This window comes from Agrococcus sp. GCM10030265, from assembly GCF_042666675.1.
Classification (GTDB): Bacteria; Actinomycetota; Actinomycetes; order Actinomycetales; family Microbacteriaceae; genus Agrococcus.
Window position 1 is genome coordinate 1,066,578 of the sequence record NZ_JBHTCZ010000002.1, and the last position, 15,463, is coordinate 1,082,040.

Genomic DNA, 15,463 nt, shown 5'->3' on the forward strand with positions numbered 1-15,463 from the left:
GCTCGGACGTAGGCTTGTGGTGGGACCCATCGATCCTCCCACGGAACCGCCGACATGACCGACCTCGCAGCCCGCTACGGCCGCACCCCAGAGCGGCGCCGACGAGACCGCACGATCGCGATCGCCGTCGCCGCCTTCATCGTCGTCGTGATGCTCGCATGGGTCGTCTGGGGCGGCCTCGCCGACGACCGCGGCACGATCGAGACCCAGGACACGGGCTCGACGCGCATCGACGAGCACCGCATCCAGCTCGACTTCACCGTCACCGTCGAGCCCGGCACGCCCGTGCGGTGCGCCCTCAACGCCTTCGACAGGAACCACACCACCGTGGGATGGGTCGAGCTCGACGTCGATGCATCCGAGCGCTGGACGACGCCGCAGAGCGTCGAGGTCCTGACGTCCGACCAGGCCATCGGCGGATTGGTCTACCGCTGCTGGCTGCGCTAGGCTCGCGGGCACTGCCGGTCCGCTCGGGCCGGCTTCCCGCATATCAGGAGACCTCATGCCCGACACGACGGAGACCTGGCTGAGCCAGGAGGCGTACGACCGCCTCCAGGCCGAGCTCGACAACCTGACGGGGCCCGTGCGCGTCGAGATCGCGAAGCGCATCGAGGAGGCCCGCGACGAGGGCGACCTCAAGGAGAACGGCGGCTACCACGCCGCCAAGGACGACCAGGCGCAGATCGAGGCGCGCATCCTGCAGCTCACGCAGCTGCTGCGCACCGCCAAGGTCGGCGAGGCCCCCGCCGCCAACGGCGTCGTCGAGGCCGGCACGGTCGTCAAGGCGTCGATCGCCGGCGCGAAGCAGACGTTCCTCGTGGGCAACCGCGAGATCCACTCGGCGGGCGACGAGCTCGACGTGTACTCCGAGTCGAGCCCCATCGGCGCCGCCGTGCTCGGCCTGAGGATCGGCCAGTCGACGACGTACACCGCTCCGAGCGGCAAGGAGATCGACGTCGAGATCCTCGACGTCGAGACCTACCGCAGCGCGTAGCCACCCGACGCACGACCGACGGCCGCCCGCGTCGCGCGGCGCGCCGTCGTCGTCGCATGGCGACGCGCGTCAGATCTCGTGCGGCTCGTAGCCGGCGCGGCGCAGCGCCTCGAGCAGGCGCTGCGCGTGCTCGGGGCCGCGCGTCGTCACCGAGAGCTCGATGGCGACGTCGTTGATCTGCGTCCACTCGTTGTGCCGCGTGTGCAGCACCTCGACGACGTTCGCCTGCTCGTCGGAGAGGATCTGCGCGATGATGGCGAGCTGGCCCGGTCGATCGGGCAGATCCATGCGGATGCGCAGGTAGCGCTGCGAGGCGACGAGGCCGCGGCCGATGACGCGCTCGAGCACCATGGGATCGACGTTGCCGCCGGAGACGACGGCGACGGTCGACCCGGCGTCGCGCACGGCACCCGTCATGATGGCCGCCGTCGTGACGGCGCCCGCGGGCTCGGCGACGAGCTTCGCCCGTTCGAGCAGGGCGATGATGGCGCGTGCGATGTCGTCGTCGGTGACGGTGACGACCTCGTCGACGCATGCGCGGATGATCTCGAAGGGCAGGTCGCCCGGTCTGGCCACGGCGATGCCGTCGGCGATGGTCGGCGACGTGACGATCGTGGTCGGGGATCCCGCGGCGAGCGACGGCGGGTAGGCGGCGGCGACGCTCGACTGCACGCCGACGACGCGGATGCGTCGACCGAGCTCCGCAGCGCGCTGCTTCGCGGCCGACGCGACGCCGGCGGCGAGGCCGCCGCCGCCGATCGGCACGAGGATGGTGTCGACGTCGGGCTGCTGGTCGAGGATCTCGAGGCCGACGGTGCCCTGCCCGGCGACGATGTCCGGGTGGTCGTAGGGCGGCACGAAGGTCGCGCCCGTCTCGGCGACGTGCGCGACGGCCGCCTGCAGCGCCGACTGGAAGTCGAGGCCGCGCAGCTCGATGCGGGCGCCGTAGTCGCGGGTGGCCTGCACCTTCGGCAGTGCCGCGCCCATCGGCATGAAGATCGTCGAGCGGATGCCGAGCTCGGAGGCCGCGAACGCCACCCCCTGCGCATGGTTGCCCGCCGAGGCGGCGACGACGCCCCGCTCGCGCTGCTCGGGCGTGAGCTTCGAGAGCATGTTGAAGGCGCCGCGGATCTTGTACGCGCCGGTGCGCTGGAGGTTCTCGCACTTGAGGTGCACGGGCGAGCCGAGCATGCCGGACAGGTGCCGGGACAGCTCCATGGGCGTGTGCTGGATCGCGGAGGCGACCGTGGCCTGGGCCTCGCGGAACTCCGCGAGCGTGGGACCGGGGATCGTGCCCCGAGCATCGAGCGAGGTCATGCGACCGGGACCTCCGAGGGATCGCTCGGGCGCGGATGGGTGCGCCACGAGCCGGTCGCGATCGTCGTGATCGCGACGTTGAGGAATGCGACGACGGGCACGGCGAACAGCGCGCCGGGGATGCCCGCGACGATCGACCCGCCCGCGACCGACAGCACGACGGCGAGCGGGTGCACCTTGACGGCGGTGCCCATGATGAACGGCTGCAGCACGTGGCCCTCGACCTGCTGCACGAGCAGCACGATGCCGAGCATGATGACGGCCGGGATCGGTCCGAGGGCGATGAGCGCGACGAGCACGGCGATCGCACCCGTGGCGATCGCGCCGACGACGGGGATGAACGAGCCGAGGAACACGAGCACCGCGATGGGCACGACGAGCGGGAACCCGCCGTAGAAGAGCCCGAGGATGAAGGCGCCGAGGCCGATGCCGACGGCATCGATCGCGGCGACGAGCACCTGCACGCGCACGAAGTTGCCGAGGGTGACCCAGCCGGCGCGTCCGCTGCCGTCGACGGCGGGGCGGGCGCGGCGGGGGAAGATGCCGACGATCCACCGCCAGATCCGTGCGCCGTCGAGCAGGAGGAAGATCGTCGCGAAGATCGTCAGCAGCATGCCGACGAGCAGGTGCCCGAGCGACGAGCCGACCGAGAGGGCGCTCGCGACGATCTGCTGCGTGTCCTGCTGGATGGCCTGCACGAGCGTGTCGGTGTAGCGGGAGATGTCGCGCTCGGTGAGGTGCAGCGGCGACTCGAGCAGGAATCGCCGCAGCCCGTCGTACGAGTCGATCGCCCGCTGCTGCAGGTCGGGGTAGCCGCCGCGGATCTGCGAGACGGCGAGCCAGAACAGCGCCGTGACGACGGCGAGCAGCGCGACGACGCTGACGGCGACGGCGAGCGCGCGCGGCCACCGCCTGCGCACGAGCCATCCGACGAGCGGGATCATGAGGGCCGTGAGCAGCGCGGCGACCATGAGCGGGATCACGATGATGCGCAGCTGCGACACGATCCAGAGCACGAGCGCGAGGACGCCGGCGACGACGAGCAGCCGCCACGACCACGCGCCGGCGATCTGCAGGCCCGGCGGCACGAGCGGAGGCTCGACGGGTCGCTGGTCTCGCGCGCCGAAGAGCCTCATGGCCCACGAGCCTAGCGACGCAGACCCCCCGTCCAGCACATGCGTCCCCTGTGGTGCGGCGATGCGACGTCGGTGGTGACCCCTAGGGTCGGGGGCATGGCTCGAGCTCGGCTGTCGGCGGCGGAGGCGCGGCGCGTGGCGTTCGCGGCGCAGGGCTTCGCCGCTCCCCCGCCCCACGTCGGCATGCGGCAGCTCTCCGGTGCCTTCGCCCGGCTGGGCCTGCTGCAGCTCGACACCGTCAACGTCTTCGAGCGCAGCCACTACCTGCCGCTGCTCGCGCGCCTCGGCGCGTACGACCGGGGCGTGCTCGATCGGCTCGTCGCGCACGATCGCCGGCCGCGCGTGCTCGGCCGCACGACCGAGCTGTGGGCGCACGAGGCGGCCATCGTGCCCGTGGCCGACGTGCCGCTGCTGCGCTTCCGCGCCGAGCGGTTCCGAGCCAAGCACGCAGCGTGGCTCGCCGAGCACGCGACGCTGCTGCACGAGCTGCGGGCGGCGTTCGCGGCGCAGGGGCCGTCGACCGTGGGCGAGATCGAGCATCCGCGCAACGTGCGCGGCTCGGGCGGCTGGTGGGATCGCGGCGACGCGCACCACGCGATCCACGCGATGTTCCGCACGGGCGAGCTCGTGGTGCTCGGCCGCCGGCGCTTCGAGCGCGTCTACGACCTCGCCGAGCGCGCGCTGCCCGCCGCGCTGCAGCATGCCGTGCCCGAGCAGGAGGCGACGATCGAGCTCGTGCGTCGCAGCGCCGTCGCGCTCGGCGTCGCGACGGTCGACGACCTGCGCGACTACTACAGGCTCGCGTACCTCGCCGATGCGCGCGCGGCGGTGGATGCGCTGGTCGAGTCGGGCGAGCTGCTGCCGGTCTCGGTCGACGGCTGGCAGGCGCCCGCCTACCTCCATGCGACGCAGCGCATCCCCCGGTCGGTCGAGGCCACGGCGCTGCTGTCGCCGTTCGACCCCGTCGTGTGGCATCGCCCGCGCGCTCTGCGGCTGTTCGACTTCCACTACCGCATCTCGATCTACACGCCACCGGCCGAGCGGGAGCACGGCTACTACGTGCTGCCCGTCGCGGTCGACGGCGACGTCGTGGGGCGCATCGACCTGAAGAGCGATCGACGCGCGGGGGTGCTGCGCGTGCAGCACGCGCACGTCGAGCCCCGGTTCGCGTCACGCGCGGGCGAGCTCGCGGAGCGCATCGCGCCGCGGCTGCACGAGGCGGCGGCATGGCAGGGTCTCGAGACCGTCGCCGTGACGGGGCCCGGCACGTGGGCGGGCGACGTCGTCGCCGCGATCGGCTAGAACGCGATGCGCGGCGGCTCGGCGGTGCCGCCCGTCGCCTCCTCGTACCGGGGCTCGGGGATGCGGCTCGCGTAGAGCGACGTCGGGAAGCGCTTGCGCAGCGCCTCGCCCTCGCGGGTCGCGGCGTTCACGGCGCGACGCTCCTGCTGCACCCGGTCGTTCGACTCGGCGACGTCGGCGCCGCCACCCCTCGCCGCCGACTCGGCGACGGCGGCACGCGCACGCTCGAGACGACCGCGCGCGTCGACGATGGCGTCGCGAGCCTTCGAGACCCGGCGCACCGCGAGCACCTGCCACAGCACGACGACGAGCAGCACCACGACGACGGCGGCGATGACGGCGAGGAGGACGGGATCCATGGCCTCCACGCTACCGGCGCGCACGCATCCGCTCATCCCCCGCCGTGCGACACCGCGAGCCCGGACCGCGAGCGACGACCCTCGCGACGAGCGGGCCCCGCGGCCGGGCTCGAGATGCGAGGGCCGAGGATGCCTCCGGCGTCGAAGGATTCGCACTACCCCTGGCGCGGCCCGCTCGTCAACGGCCGGAGAGCATCCACATGCATTCGATAGGAACGTCTGCGGACGCCGCGACCTGCGACGCCCGGACCCACGAGGACGGGGAGACGATGACGTCGACGGACGCGAGAGCGAAGGAGCACCGGTCGCTGGTGCCGGCCCGCATGGACCGGCTGCCGTGGTCGCGCTTCCACTGGATGATCGTCGTCGGCCTGGGGTTCTCCTGGATCCTCGACGGCCTCGAGGTGCAGATCGTCGCGGCGAACGGCTACGCGCAGACGCTCGGCATGGATGCGGCGCAGGTCGGCCTCGCCGGCACCTTCTACCTGCTGGGGCAGGTGTTCGGCGCACTGGTCTTCGGCAGGCTCGCCGACCGCCTCGGGCGCAAGAACCTCTTCCTGATCTCGCTCGCCGTCTACCTGCTGGGCTCGGCGATCGCGGGCCTCTCGTTCGCGCCGTGGTTCTTCTACCTGTGGCGCTTCGTGGCCGGTGCGGGCATCGGTGGCGAGTACGCGGCCATCAACTCGGCGATCGACGAGATCATCCCCGCGAGGTACCGCGGCCGCGTCGACATCGCCATCAACGGCACGTACTGGGGTGGTGCGGCGCTCGGCGCCGTCGCATCCTCGCTCTTCCTCAACACCGACTACTTCGACCAGGACCTCGGCTGGCGCCTGTCGTTCTTCATCGGGCCCGTGCTGGGCCTCGCGCTCATCTACCTGCGCAGGCACATCCCCGAGAGCCCGCGCTGGCAGATGACGCACGGGCGCGAGGAGGAGGCCGAGCGCGGCGTCGACGAGATCGAGGAGCGCATCCGCGCCGAGGGCAAGCAGATCGACCCCGTCGACGACTCGAAGGCGATCACGGTGAGCGAGATCGGCAGGGTGCCGTTCCTCACGATCGCGAAGGTGCTGTTCCGCGAGTACCCGCGCCGCACGTTCGTCGGCGTCACGATGATGGTGACGCAGTCGTTCCTCTACAACGCGATCTTCTTCACCTACGCGCTCGTGCTCGAGAACTTCTACGACACCCCGCCGGCGACCGCCTCGCAGTACTTCATCGCGTTCGCGCTCGGCAACCTGACCGGAGCGCTCGTGCTCGGGCGGCTCTTCGACACGTGGGGCAGGCGGCGGATGCTGTTCGGCACGTACGTGCTCGCGGGCCTCATCCTGCTCGTCTCGGCGTTCCTGTTCCGCGAGGGCACGCTCGATGCGACGACGCACACCATCTTCTGGTGCGCATCGTTCTTCTTCGCCTCGGCAGGAGCATCGGCCGCGTACCTCACGGTGTCGGAGATCTTCCCGCTCGAGCTGCGCAGCCAGGTGATCTCGTACGTGTTCTCCATCGGCCAGCTCGTGGGCGCCGCGGCGCCCGCGCTCTACGGTGCGCTCATCGGCGACGGCACCGACCGCGAGCCGCTGTTCTGGGGCTACGTGCTCGGCTCGTGCGTCATGATCGCGGGCGGCATCATCTGCGGCCTCTTCGGCGTGAGCGCCGCAGGCAAGTCGCTCGAGGACATCACGTCGCCGCTGTCGCTCGTCGAGGCGGCGCAGAGCAAGGTCACGCCCGACGACGCGGAGCCCGGCTCGGGCGATGCGCAGTCGCCAGGCGGCGCGCGACGGGATCGGTGATCGCAGGCGGCATCCGCCGCACGACGAAGGGGTCGACGCCCGCAGGCATCGACCCCTTCGATCGTGGTGGGGAGGCGCTCAGGCCTTCGACTCGGCCCTGAGCTCGGACGTCTCGGCGGCGACCTTCTGCTCCTCGGCGGGTGCCGGCTGCACGTCGGCGACGGGCGCGGCCTTCGGCACGTCGGCGTCGGCTGACGGCTTCGGGCGCGATGCGAACTCCTCGAAGACCTCGCGCGGCGTCTCGCGCGTCTCGAGCTGCACGTCGTCGCGGCCGAGGACCATGCCGCCGATCCAGTCGCCGAGCACCCGCAGCTTGCGCTCCCACATCGGGATCGCCATGCCGTGGTAGCCGCGGTGCGCCATCCATGCGAGCGGACCGGTGAAGCCGATCTTGCCCTTCTGGAAGGCGCCCTGCCCGAGGCCGAGGCCCGCGACGGCGCCGAGGTTGGCGTGCACGTACGCCTGCGGGGCCTCGCCACGCAGCGACGCGACGATGTTCTTCGGGAGCAGCTTGCCCTGACGCACGGCGTGCTGCGCGTTGGGCACGCAGAAGCCGCCGGGGCCGGGGGTCTTCGACACGTCGGGCACGGCGGCGACGTCGCCCGCCGTCCACGCGTGGGGCACGACCTCGTCGCCGTCGACGACCTGGAGGCGGGTGTTCGCTGCGACGCGGCCGCGCTCGTCGAGCGGCAGGCCCGTCTTGCGCACCATCGGGTTCGCCATGACGCCCGCGGTCCAGATGATGAGGTCCGACTCGAACGACTCGCCCGTCGAGAGCTCGACGAGACCGCCCACGGCCGACTTCAGCTGCGTCTCGAGGTGGATGTGCGCCTCGCGCGCCTCGAGCTGCGCGATGACCTTCTTCGCCGTCTCGAGGCTGACCTCGGGCATGATGCGCCCCATCGCCTCGATGAGGTGGAAGTGGATGTCCTCCATGACGATGCTCGGGTAGAGCTCGATGAGGCTCGTGGCGAGCCCGCGCAGCTCGGCGAACACCTCGATGCCCGCGAAGCCGCCACCGACGACCGTCACGGTCAGCAGGCGCGTGCGCTCGGGGCCCTCGGGCATGACGGAGGCGCGTGCGAAGTTCGCGATGAGGCGGTCGCGCACCGCGGCGGCCTCCTCGATGGTCTTCATGCCGATCGCGACGTCGGCGACGCCCGGGATCGGGAACGTGCGCGAGACGGCACCGGCGGTGAGCACGAGCTCGTCGTACTCGATCTCGAACGACTCGCCGTCCTCCGGCGTGACGGTCGCGGACTTCGACACGTGGTCGATGGCCGTGACGCGCGCGGTGATGACCGCGGTGCGCCGCAGGTGCTTGCGCAGGGAGACGACGGAGTGGCGAGCCTCGATCGAGCCTGCGGCGACCTCGGGCAGGAACGGCTGGTACGTCATGTACGGCAGCGGGTCGACGAGGGTCACCTCGGCCTCGCGGCGGCCGAGGATGCGCTCGAGGCCGCGTGCGGTGTAGAAGCCGGCGTAGCCACCGCCGACGATCAGGATGCGAGTGGTCACGGTGATGGCTCTCTGCTCTGTGGGGGTGTGCGACAGCATCATCGATGCTACTCCTGCTGCGACGCGCCTTCGGACGCGTGCCCTACCGCATCGCCCTCGCCGGCGGCCATGGGACGGCTGCACGTGCACGTCTCGGGCTGCCAGTCGCCCATCGCGAGCGCCGCGTCGCCGATCGGGTTGACGCCGGGCCCGGCCGCGAGGCTGTGGGCGACGAGCGCGTGGAGGCACTTGACGCGCGTCGGCATGCCCCCGGCGCTGATGCCGTCGATCTCGGGCACGTCGCCGTACGCGGCGCGCTCCGCGAGGTACGCCTCGTGCGCCGCGAGGTACGCCGCCGCGACCTCCGGGTCGCCGAGGCGCTCCTGCAGCTCGGCCATCGCGCCGGATGCCTCGAGCCGCGACGCCGCCACCGTCGCGTCGGGGTGCGTCAGGTAGTGGAACGTCGGGAAGGGCGTGCCGTTCGCGAGCCTCGGCCGCGTGGCGACGACGGCCGGCGCCCCGCATCCGCAGCGCGCCGAGACGCCCACGACGTCGCGCACGGGCCGCCCGAGCTGCTCGGTCATGATGGCGATGTCGGCCTCGGTGGCGTGCTCGAGCACGGGGATCCTTCCGGTGGGTGCGCGCTCAGCGCGCGTCGAGGGGCGTGCCCGACGAGAGCGTCGCAGCGTCGGCGTCGGTGAGCCCGGCGAGCACGACGGATGCGATGCCCGCCTGCACCCAGTCGCCGTGCGACTCGACGAGATCGGTCGTGAACGTCGGCGCGGCCTCGACGGACTCCGCAGGGCCGCGGTCGTCGAGCACGACGTAGGCGGTCTCGCCCGGGTAGACGTAGAAGAGGCGATCGCGCGCCTGCGCCTCGATGAAGGCCGGATCGTCCCACTGGGCGACCTCGTCGGTGAGGTCGTCGACGTTCTCCTGCTGCTGCGCGACCTGATCCTGCAGGTCGGCGATGGTCTGCCGCTGCTCGAGCAGCAGACCGATCGATGGCGCGAGCGTGAAGGCGCCGACGACGACGAGCCCGCCGACGACGAGCAGCGTCCACGAGACCCGCAGCCGCCCCATCTGCGCGTCGGCCGGACGACGCGGCTCGGCACCGCGGCGCTCGGTGCGCTCCCTCGCCGTGGAGGCGAGGGCGCGCCCGAGGCCGCGGATGCCGCCGGGCCGGTCGTCCGTGCCGCGCATCGCGCCGGGCCTCAGCCCTGGAAGCGCGGGAACGCCGCAGCGCCGGCGTAGACGGCGGCCTCGGCGAGGTCCTCCTCGATGCGCAGCAGCTGGTTGTACTTCGCGACGCGGTCGGAGCGGGCGGGGGCGCCCGTCTTGATCTGACCGACGTTGAGGGCGACCGCGATGTCGGCGATCGTCGTGTCCTCGGTCTCGCCCGAGCGGTGCGAGAGCACCGATGCGTAGCGAGCGCCGGCCGCGATGCGCACGGCGTCGAACGTCTCGGACAGCGTGCCGATCTGGTTGACCTTCACGAGCAGCGCGTTGCCCGCGCCCTTCGCGATGCCGTCGGAGAGGCGCTCGGGGTTCGTGACGAACAGGTCGTCGCCGACGAGCTGCACCTTGTCGCCGAGCAGCTCGGTGATCTTCACCCAGCCGTCCCAGTCGGACTCGTCGAGCGGGTCCTCGATCGTGATGAGCGGGAAGGACGCGACGAGGTCGGCGAAGTACTCGGCCATCTCGTCGCTCGTGCGCGACGTGCCCTCGAAGCGGTACGCGCCGTCCTCGTAGAACTCGCTCGCCGCGACGTCGAGACCGAGCGCGATGTCGGTGCCCGGGGTGTAGCCCGCCTGCTCGATGGCGCGCACGAGCAGCTCGAGCGCCGCGCGGTTCGTCGGCAGGTCGGGGGCGAAGCCGCCCTCGTCGCCCAGGCCCGTCGACAGGCCCTCCTCGTTGAGGATCTTCTTCAGCGTGTGGTACGTCTCGGTGCCCCAGCGCAGCGCCTCGCGGTACGTGGGCGCACCGATCGGCAGGATCATGAACTCCTGGATGTCGACGCCGGTGTCGGCGTGCGCGCCTCCGTTGATGACGTTCATCATCGGCACCGGCAGCACGTGGCCGTTCGGGCCGCCGAGGTAGCGGAAGAGCGGCAGCGCCGCCGAGTCGGCTGCGGCCTTCGCGACCGCGAGCGAGACGCCGAGGATCGCGTTCGCGCCGAGGCGCGACTTGTTGTCGGTGCCGTCGAGCTCGATGAGCGTCTGGTCGATGATGCGCTGGTCGTCGGCTGCGAGGCCCTCGATCGCGTCGGCGATCTCGCCGTTCACGGCCTCGACGGCCTGCTCGACGCCCTTGCCGAGGTAGCGGCCCGCGTCGCCGTCGCGCAGCTCGTAGGCCTCGAACGCGCCGGTCGACGCGCCGGAGGGCACCGCGGCGCGGCCGACGGCGCCGTCGGAGAGCAGCACCTCGACCTCGACGGTCGGGTTGCCGCGCGAGTCGAGGATCTCGCGGGCGAGCAGTGCGTCGATGGATGCCACGTGGGACTCCTTGCTTGGGGGTGGTGGTCTCTCTCGCGGGCGTCGCGCCAGCCACGCGCTCGCCCGCATCCGAGCCTATCCCTCGGGCCCTCGCAGCGCGGGGTGGCGCGGGCGGCGAGCGGGGTCAGTCCGAGGCCCGCAGCGGCTGCACGTCGAGGGCACCCGCGGGGTCGGCGTCGGCGCGCAGCGTCAGCACGTGGGTGGCGCCGGAGGCGGCGAGCCCGTCGAGCACGCGGGCGACGTTCTTCGTGCGCCTCGCGACGCGCACGGCGCGACCCTCGGCGACGACGCGTCGCTTGACGGCGGCGACGAGCGCGGGGCTCGCGTCGCGGTCGTGCAGGATGCCGACGACCTCCGCGTCGGCGTCGGCGCGCAGGTCGACGAGGTCGATGAGGCGCTCGAAGCCGAACGAGATGCCCGCGCCGGGCACGTCGGTGCCGAGGAACCGCCCGACCATGCCGTCGTAGCGCCCGCCGCCACCGATCGAGTACGGCACGGCGGGATGCGCGATCTCCATGATGACGCCCGTGTAGTAGCCCATGCCGCGCACGAGCGAGGGGTCGAGCTCGAGCCGCACGCCGAGCGACGCCGGATCGAGGTCGAGCAGCGCTCGCACGGCCTCGGTCGCCTCGCCCGGCAGGCGCGACCAGTCGCCGGCCGCGACCGCGTCGATCTGGGCGAGCACGGCCCCGCCGTCGATGCCCGCGTCGCCGAGCTCGCGCGCCACGCCGTCGCGACCGATCTTGTCGAGCTTGTCGATCGTGATGAGCGCGCCCTCGCGCGCCGCCTCGTCGACGCCGGCCGCCTCGAGCATCGCGTGCAGGATGCGGCGGTCGTTGACGCGCAGGAACGCGTCGGCGAGGCCGAGGCGCTGCAGCGCGTCGCCCGTCGCGACGACGAGCTCGAGCTCGGCCTGGATGCCCGGCTCGCCCACGATGTCGATGTCGCACTGCACGAACTGCCGGTAGCGCCCGGCCTGCGGGCGCTCGGCGCGCCACACGGGCGCGATCTGGATCGCGCGGAACACCGTGGGCAGCTCGGCCCGGTTCGTCGCGTAGTAGCGCGCGAGCGGCACCGTGAGGTCGAAGCGCAGGCCGAGGTCGTTCAGCTCGGCGGGCGTCTCGGCGGCGCGCAGGTCGTCGACCGTGAGGCCGCGGCGCTGGATGCCGAACGCCAGCTTCTCGTTGTCGCCGCCGAGGCCGGCGTGGAGTCGCTCGGCGAGCTCGACGACGGGCGTCTCGATCTCCTCGAACCCGTGGTCGGCGAACGCGCCCCGGATGACGTCGGCGACGTGCGCGCGTCTGCGCTGCTCGGCGGGCAGCATGTCGCGCATGCCGCGGGGAGGGTTCACCTGGGATGCCACGTGCTCCATCCTCCCGCATCCGGCATCCGACCGGGCGCGTCTGCGGACGCCCCCTCGGGCTTGGCAGGATGGAGCGATGGCCTCCCGCCTCCGCAGACCGCTGCTTCGCGACCACGGCGTCGCGTCGCAGCTGCTGCGACTGACGATCGTGGGCATGGTCGTGGCGGCCGAGGCGCGCCGCGTCGGCGTGCTCCTCGACCTCGGCGCATCGCTCGTCGTGCACTTCTCGTACTTCACGACGCAGGCGAGCGTGCTCTCGGTGCTCGTCGCGATCTGGATGGTCGCGCAGCCGGCCACGCATCGGCCCGCATGGTTCGACTGGCTGCGCGCCGCGACGACCGCCTGGGTGCTGCTCGCGGGCGTGACGTACGTGACGGTGCTCGAGCCGGGGTCGTTCCTGAACCCCGCCGAGCCGTTCCAGAGCATCGTGCAGCATCAGCTCGTGCCGTTCGTGATGGTGCTCGACTGGGCGCTCACGCCCGGCCGCACGCGCGTGCGCCGCCGCTTCGCATGGACATGGCTCATCTACCCGGCGGTCTACGCGATCGTCGCGGTGATCATCGCGCAGCAGATCGGCGCGTGGCTCTACCCCTTCCTCAACCCGGTCGCGGCCGACGGCTGGCTCGGCGTCGCCGTGCAGACGACGGGCGTGCTCGGGATCCTCATGGCGCTCGTCGTGCTCGTGGCGCTGCTGGGGCCGCCGGGATCGGGGCCGGCGACGCGCATGCGGCTGCGGGACGCGGGCGCCGCGACGCCACCGGAGGACCAGGGCGCGGTGGCGCAGGGACCCGCACGAGATGAGCGTGAGCGAGACGCCGAGCGGAATGCGCCCTCGGCGGCCCGCTGACGCTCATCTCGTGCCGGCACTCCGGCGTCGCCGCGACGCGCGAGCCGCCGCGGTCGGTCATCCGGCCGGCTCGGGCTCCCAGGCGGGCAGCGGGTCGGCGTAGCGCGCCCACGCCGCGGGGCCGGCCGCGAGCTCGTCGTCGTCGAGCGCGGCGGCCGCGAGCGCTGCGGCGATGCCCGACCGGTCGAGGTCGACGCCGATGATCGCGAGGTCCTGTCCGACCGCGACCGGGTCGTCGGGGTCGGCATCGAGCGCGTGCAGCGCGAACGACCCCGCCGCCTGATCCCACCAGCCGACTCGGCCGGGACGCGTCGCGAGCGCGACGAACCCCGCCGACCGCACGACGGCGCCGTGCCTGCCGCTGCCGAGCGCGTCGAGCGCCTGCACGAGTCGCGCGGGGTGCAGCGGGCGCACGTGCTCGAAGCGCATCGCCGAGACGCGCCGGTCGGTCATGTGCGGGTCGTGGTCGCCGTTCAGCACGCACGTCCAGCCGGGATGATCGTGCACGGCGTGGATGCGCCGCCCGACGGGCGGGTCGACGACGCCTCGGTCGAGGCGCAGCCGTGCGCGCGGCGCGACGTGGGCGACGAGCGCCATGAGCGTGCTGAGCGTGGGGGTGTCGAGCGGGTGCCACCCGACGATGGTCGCCACCGTCGCCTGCTCGAGCTGCTCGACGAGTCGCTGCGCGCGCCCGCATCCGCACGGCGGCAGGCCTGCGAGCCCCAGCAGCCGCAGCAGGGTGCGGGCGTCGACGACGCACTCGATCGCGCCCGGCAGCTCGGCGTCGGCGAGCATGCCGACGACGTGCATGGGCTGCACGCTCGCCGGCACCTCGACGACGACCCCGGCCGCGGCGTCGAGCGCCTCCGCGATGCCGTCGACGGCGGCGTGCTGGATCGCCGCCGCCTGCACGAGCGGCGTGCCCGTCGCCGCCGCGAGCCGCCGTGCGTGCCGCGATCGCTCGCCGTCGCTCACGCCGAGCACCATCGTCGCCACGCCCATGTCCGTCTCCATCTGCTTTACTGAGAACTGTTCTCATCATGGCATGCGCGGACGCATGCCGCCGACCCGGGAGGTCCCATGAAGGTCCGTGCATCGCTCAAGTCGCTCGCGAGGCAGCCGGGCGCACAGGTCGTGCGTCGCCGCGGCAAGGTCTTCGTCATCAACAGGCGCAACCCGCGGATGAAGGGCCGCCAGGGGTGACGCGCGCCGCGCCGTCGCAGCCGTGACCCGTCGCGCGCCATCGCGCGTGCCACGATGAGCGCGTGACGCCGACGTCGACCCAGCTCACCGACCGCTCCGTGCCGATCCTCGCCCTGCGGGTCGTCGTGCTGCTCGCAGGACTCCTCGCCGAGGCGTGGAACCTCGTGACCGTCGCCGGCGAGGGCGAGCGACTCAGCGAGCACCTCGGCTACTTCACGGTGCAGTCGAACGTGCTCGTGCTCGTCGTCGTCGCCTGGATGCTGCTGCGCCCCGAGGGCAGGCCGCGCTGGTTCGACGCCCTGCGCGGCGCGACCACGGCGTACATCGTGCTCACGGGCCTCGTCTGGGCCGTGCTGCTCGCCTCCCCGGCCGAGGCGCTCGGCTTCGACGTCGAGTACCCGAGCTTCGCCCAGCACCGGCTCATCCCCGTGCTCATGGCGCTCGACTGGCTGCTCGTGCCCACGGCGAGGCCGCTGCGCGTGGGCAGGTGCATCGCCGCATGGATGCTCTACCCCGTCGCGTACCTCGCTGGATCGTGGCTGCGCGGCGGCCTGGGCGACGGGTGGATCCCCTACCCCTTCCTCGACCCCGCGGTGCACGGCGGCATCGGCGGACTCGTCGTGCCGACCGGGCAGGTGCTGCTCGCGTTCGTCGTCGGCATCGCGCTCGTCGCCGCCGTCGGCCGCGCTCGTTGGCGACCGCGCGAGGGGCTCGAGCGGCCGGCGCCGCGCATCCACCGCGACTGACGGGCCCGCGCTCGACTCAGGCGTCGGGCGTCGACAGGTCGCGACGCTCGGGCGCGACGTGCGCCTCGCGCGAGTCGCGACGCACCGCATCCGCCCGCAACCGCGCGTCGCCGCGCAGTCGCGACCAGTACGGCACCGCTCGCAGGTGCGGGTCGGCCCGGCCCGCCGCCCACGGTGCGCCGAGCCCGATGACGACGAGCGCCACGGGCAGGGCGACAGCCACGACCACGACGGGCTCGGACGCGAGGAGCGCCGCCGCGGCGACCCCGCCGAGCGTCAGCAGCAGCCATGCGACGACGGTCGTCGAGCCGGGCGCGACCGTGCGACCGGCGAGCAGCAGACCCCCGAGCACCACGCCCGCCAGCACGGCGAGCAGGACCTCGATCCACACCACGAGACGCTCCGACCGTCGAC

17 protein-coding genes are annotated in these 15,463 nt (G+C 72.7%); 7 read left to right on the forward strand and 10 right to left on the reverse strand.

The genetic code is table 11. The annotated features are described in order from the left end of the window. The first annotated feature begins 54 nt into the window (after positions 1 to 54). Both ACFQPP_RS09560 and greA read left to right on the forward strand, forming a co-directional pair. Positions 55 to 447 (forward strand): DUF4307 domain-containing protein, encoded by a 393-nt coding sequence (locus ACFQPP_RS09560; RefSeq protein ID WP_376916344.1) that lies wholly within the window; start codon positions 55 to 57, stop codon positions 445 to 447. A 55-nt stretch (positions 448 to 502) separates the two neighbouring features. Next, complete coding sequence (greA, locus tag ACFQPP_RS09565) at positions 503 to 994, forward strand: transcription elongation factor GreA (protein ID WP_376916345.1); 492 nt, start codon at positions 503 to 505, stop codon at positions 992 to 994. A 69-nt stretch (positions 995 to 1,063) separates the two neighbouring features. Here the strand turns inward: greA and ilvA are convergent, their stop codons facing one another. Beyond that, on the reverse strand, positions 1,064 to 2,311 hold the full coding sequence (ilvA, locus tag ACFQPP_RS09570) for a threonine ammonia-lyase (protein WP_376916346.1): 1,248 nt from the start codon (positions 2,309 to 2,311) through the stop codon (positions 1,064 to 1,066). Next, entirely contained in the window at positions 2,308 to 3,447 is a 1,140-nt protein-coding gene (locus ACFQPP_RS09575) for an AI-2E family transporter (protein ID WP_376916347.1), read from the reverse strand. The genes ilvA and ACFQPP_RS09575 overlap by 4 nt, the downstream gene beginning before the upstream one ends. A 96-nt stretch (positions 3,448 to 3,543) precedes the next feature. Here ACFQPP_RS09575 and ACFQPP_RS09580 point away from each other — a divergent pair, with 96 nt between their 5' ends. Next, positions 3,544 to 4,749: a winged helix-turn-helix domain-containing protein gene (locus ACFQPP_RS09580; protein ID WP_376916348.1), complete on the forward strand. Its 1,206-nt coding sequence runs from the start codon at positions 3,544 to 3,546 to the stop codon at positions 4,747 to 4,749. On the opposite strand, the gene ACFQPP_RS09585 is transcribed toward ACFQPP_RS09580, so the two are convergent. Then, on the reverse strand, positions 4,746 to 5,108 hold the full coding sequence (locus tag ACFQPP_RS09585) for a hypothetical protein (RefSeq protein ID WP_376916349.1): 363 nt from the start codon (positions 5,106 to 5,108) through the stop codon (positions 4,746 to 4,748). The genes ACFQPP_RS09580 and ACFQPP_RS09585 overlap by 4 nt on opposite strands. Before the next feature lie 311 nt (positions 5,109 to 5,419). On the opposite strand from ACFQPP_RS09585, the gene ACFQPP_RS09590 reads away from it, so the two are divergent. Then, positions 5,420 to 6,898 carry an MFS transporter gene (locus ACFQPP_RS09590; protein WP_376916350.1) on the forward strand — a complete coding sequence of 493 codons (1,479 nt, stop codon included), beginning with the start codon at positions 5,420 to 5,422 and terminating at the stop codon, positions 6,896 to 6,898. A 78-nt stretch (positions 6,899 to 6,976) separates the two neighbouring features. Here the strand turns inward: ACFQPP_RS09590 and ACFQPP_RS09595 are convergent, their stop codons facing one another. The 5 genes from ACFQPP_RS09595 to ACFQPP_RS09615 all read right to left on the reverse strand — a co-directional run bounded on the left by ACFQPP_RS09595 (position 6,977) and on the right by ACFQPP_RS09615 (position 12,253). Further along, entirely contained in the window at positions 6,977 to 8,455 is a 1,479-nt protein-coding gene (locus ACFQPP_RS09595) for an NAD(P)/FAD-dependent oxidoreductase (protein ID WP_376916351.1), read from the reverse strand. Between the two features lie 8 nt (positions 8,456 to 8,463). Further along, positions 8,464 to 8,979, reverse strand: a complete 516-nt coding sequence (locus tag ACFQPP_RS09600; RefSeq protein WP_376916784.1) for a DUF501 domain-containing protein — start codon at positions 8,977 to 8,979, stop codon at positions 8,464 to 8,466. Positions 8,980 to 9,040: 61 nt separating this feature from the next. Beyond that, on the reverse strand, positions 9,041 to 9,598 hold the full coding sequence (locus tag ACFQPP_RS09605) for a septum formation initiator family protein (RefSeq protein WP_376916352.1): 558 nt from the start codon (positions 9,596 to 9,598) through the stop codon (positions 9,041 to 9,043). 11 nt (positions 9,599 to 9,609) lie between these two features. Then, complete coding sequence (gene eno, locus ACFQPP_RS09610) at positions 9,610 to 10,890, reverse strand: phosphopyruvate hydratase (protein WP_376916353.1); 1,281 nt, start codon at positions 10,888 to 10,890, stop codon at positions 9,610 to 9,612. 124 nt (positions 10,891 to 11,014) lie between these two features. Then, entirely contained in the window at positions 11,015 to 12,253 is a 1,239-nt protein-coding gene (locus tag ACFQPP_RS09615) for a histidine--tRNA ligase (RefSeq protein WP_376916354.1), read from the reverse strand. A gap of 76 nt (positions 12,254 to 12,329) precedes the next feature. Here ACFQPP_RS09615 and ACFQPP_RS09620 point away from each other — a divergent pair, with 76 nt between their 5' ends. Then, a complete protein-coding gene (locus tag ACFQPP_RS09620; RefSeq protein ID WP_376916355.1) occupies positions 12,330 to 13,100 on the forward strand; it encodes a Pr6Pr family membrane protein in 771 nt (256 codons plus the stop codon). Positions 13,101 to 13,157: 57 nt separating this feature from the next. On the opposite strand, the gene ACFQPP_RS09625 is transcribed toward ACFQPP_RS09620, so the two are convergent. Continuing rightward, a complete protein-coding gene (locus ACFQPP_RS09625) occupies positions 13,158 to 14,102 on the reverse strand; it encodes a GTP-binding protein (RefSeq protein ID WP_376916356.1) in 945 nt (314 codons plus the stop codon). A 78-nt stretch (positions 14,103 to 14,180) separates the two neighbouring features. Here ACFQPP_RS09625 and ykgO point away from each other — a divergent pair, with 78 nt between their 5' ends. Continuing rightward, positions 14,181 to 14,303, forward strand: coding sequence for a type B 50S ribosomal protein L36 (gene ykgO / locus ACFQPP_RS09630; protein WP_144719322.1), 123 nt, complete (start codon positions 14,181 to 14,183; stop codon positions 14,301 to 14,303). A gap of 62 nt (positions 14,304 to 14,365) precedes the next feature. After that, entirely contained in the window at positions 14,366 to 15,049 is a 684-nt protein-coding gene (locus ACFQPP_RS09635) for a Pr6Pr family membrane protein (RefSeq protein WP_376916357.1), read from the forward strand. A gap of 16 nt (positions 15,050 to 15,065) precedes the next feature. Here ACFQPP_RS09635 and ACFQPP_RS09640 read toward each other — a convergent pair whose 3' ends face one another. After that, positions 15,066 to 15,443: a hypothetical protein gene (locus tag ACFQPP_RS09640; protein WP_376916358.1), complete on the reverse strand. Its 378-nt coding sequence runs from the start codon at positions 15,441 to 15,443 to the stop codon at positions 15,066 to 15,068. Positions 15,444 to 15,463 lie beyond the last annotated feature (20 nt).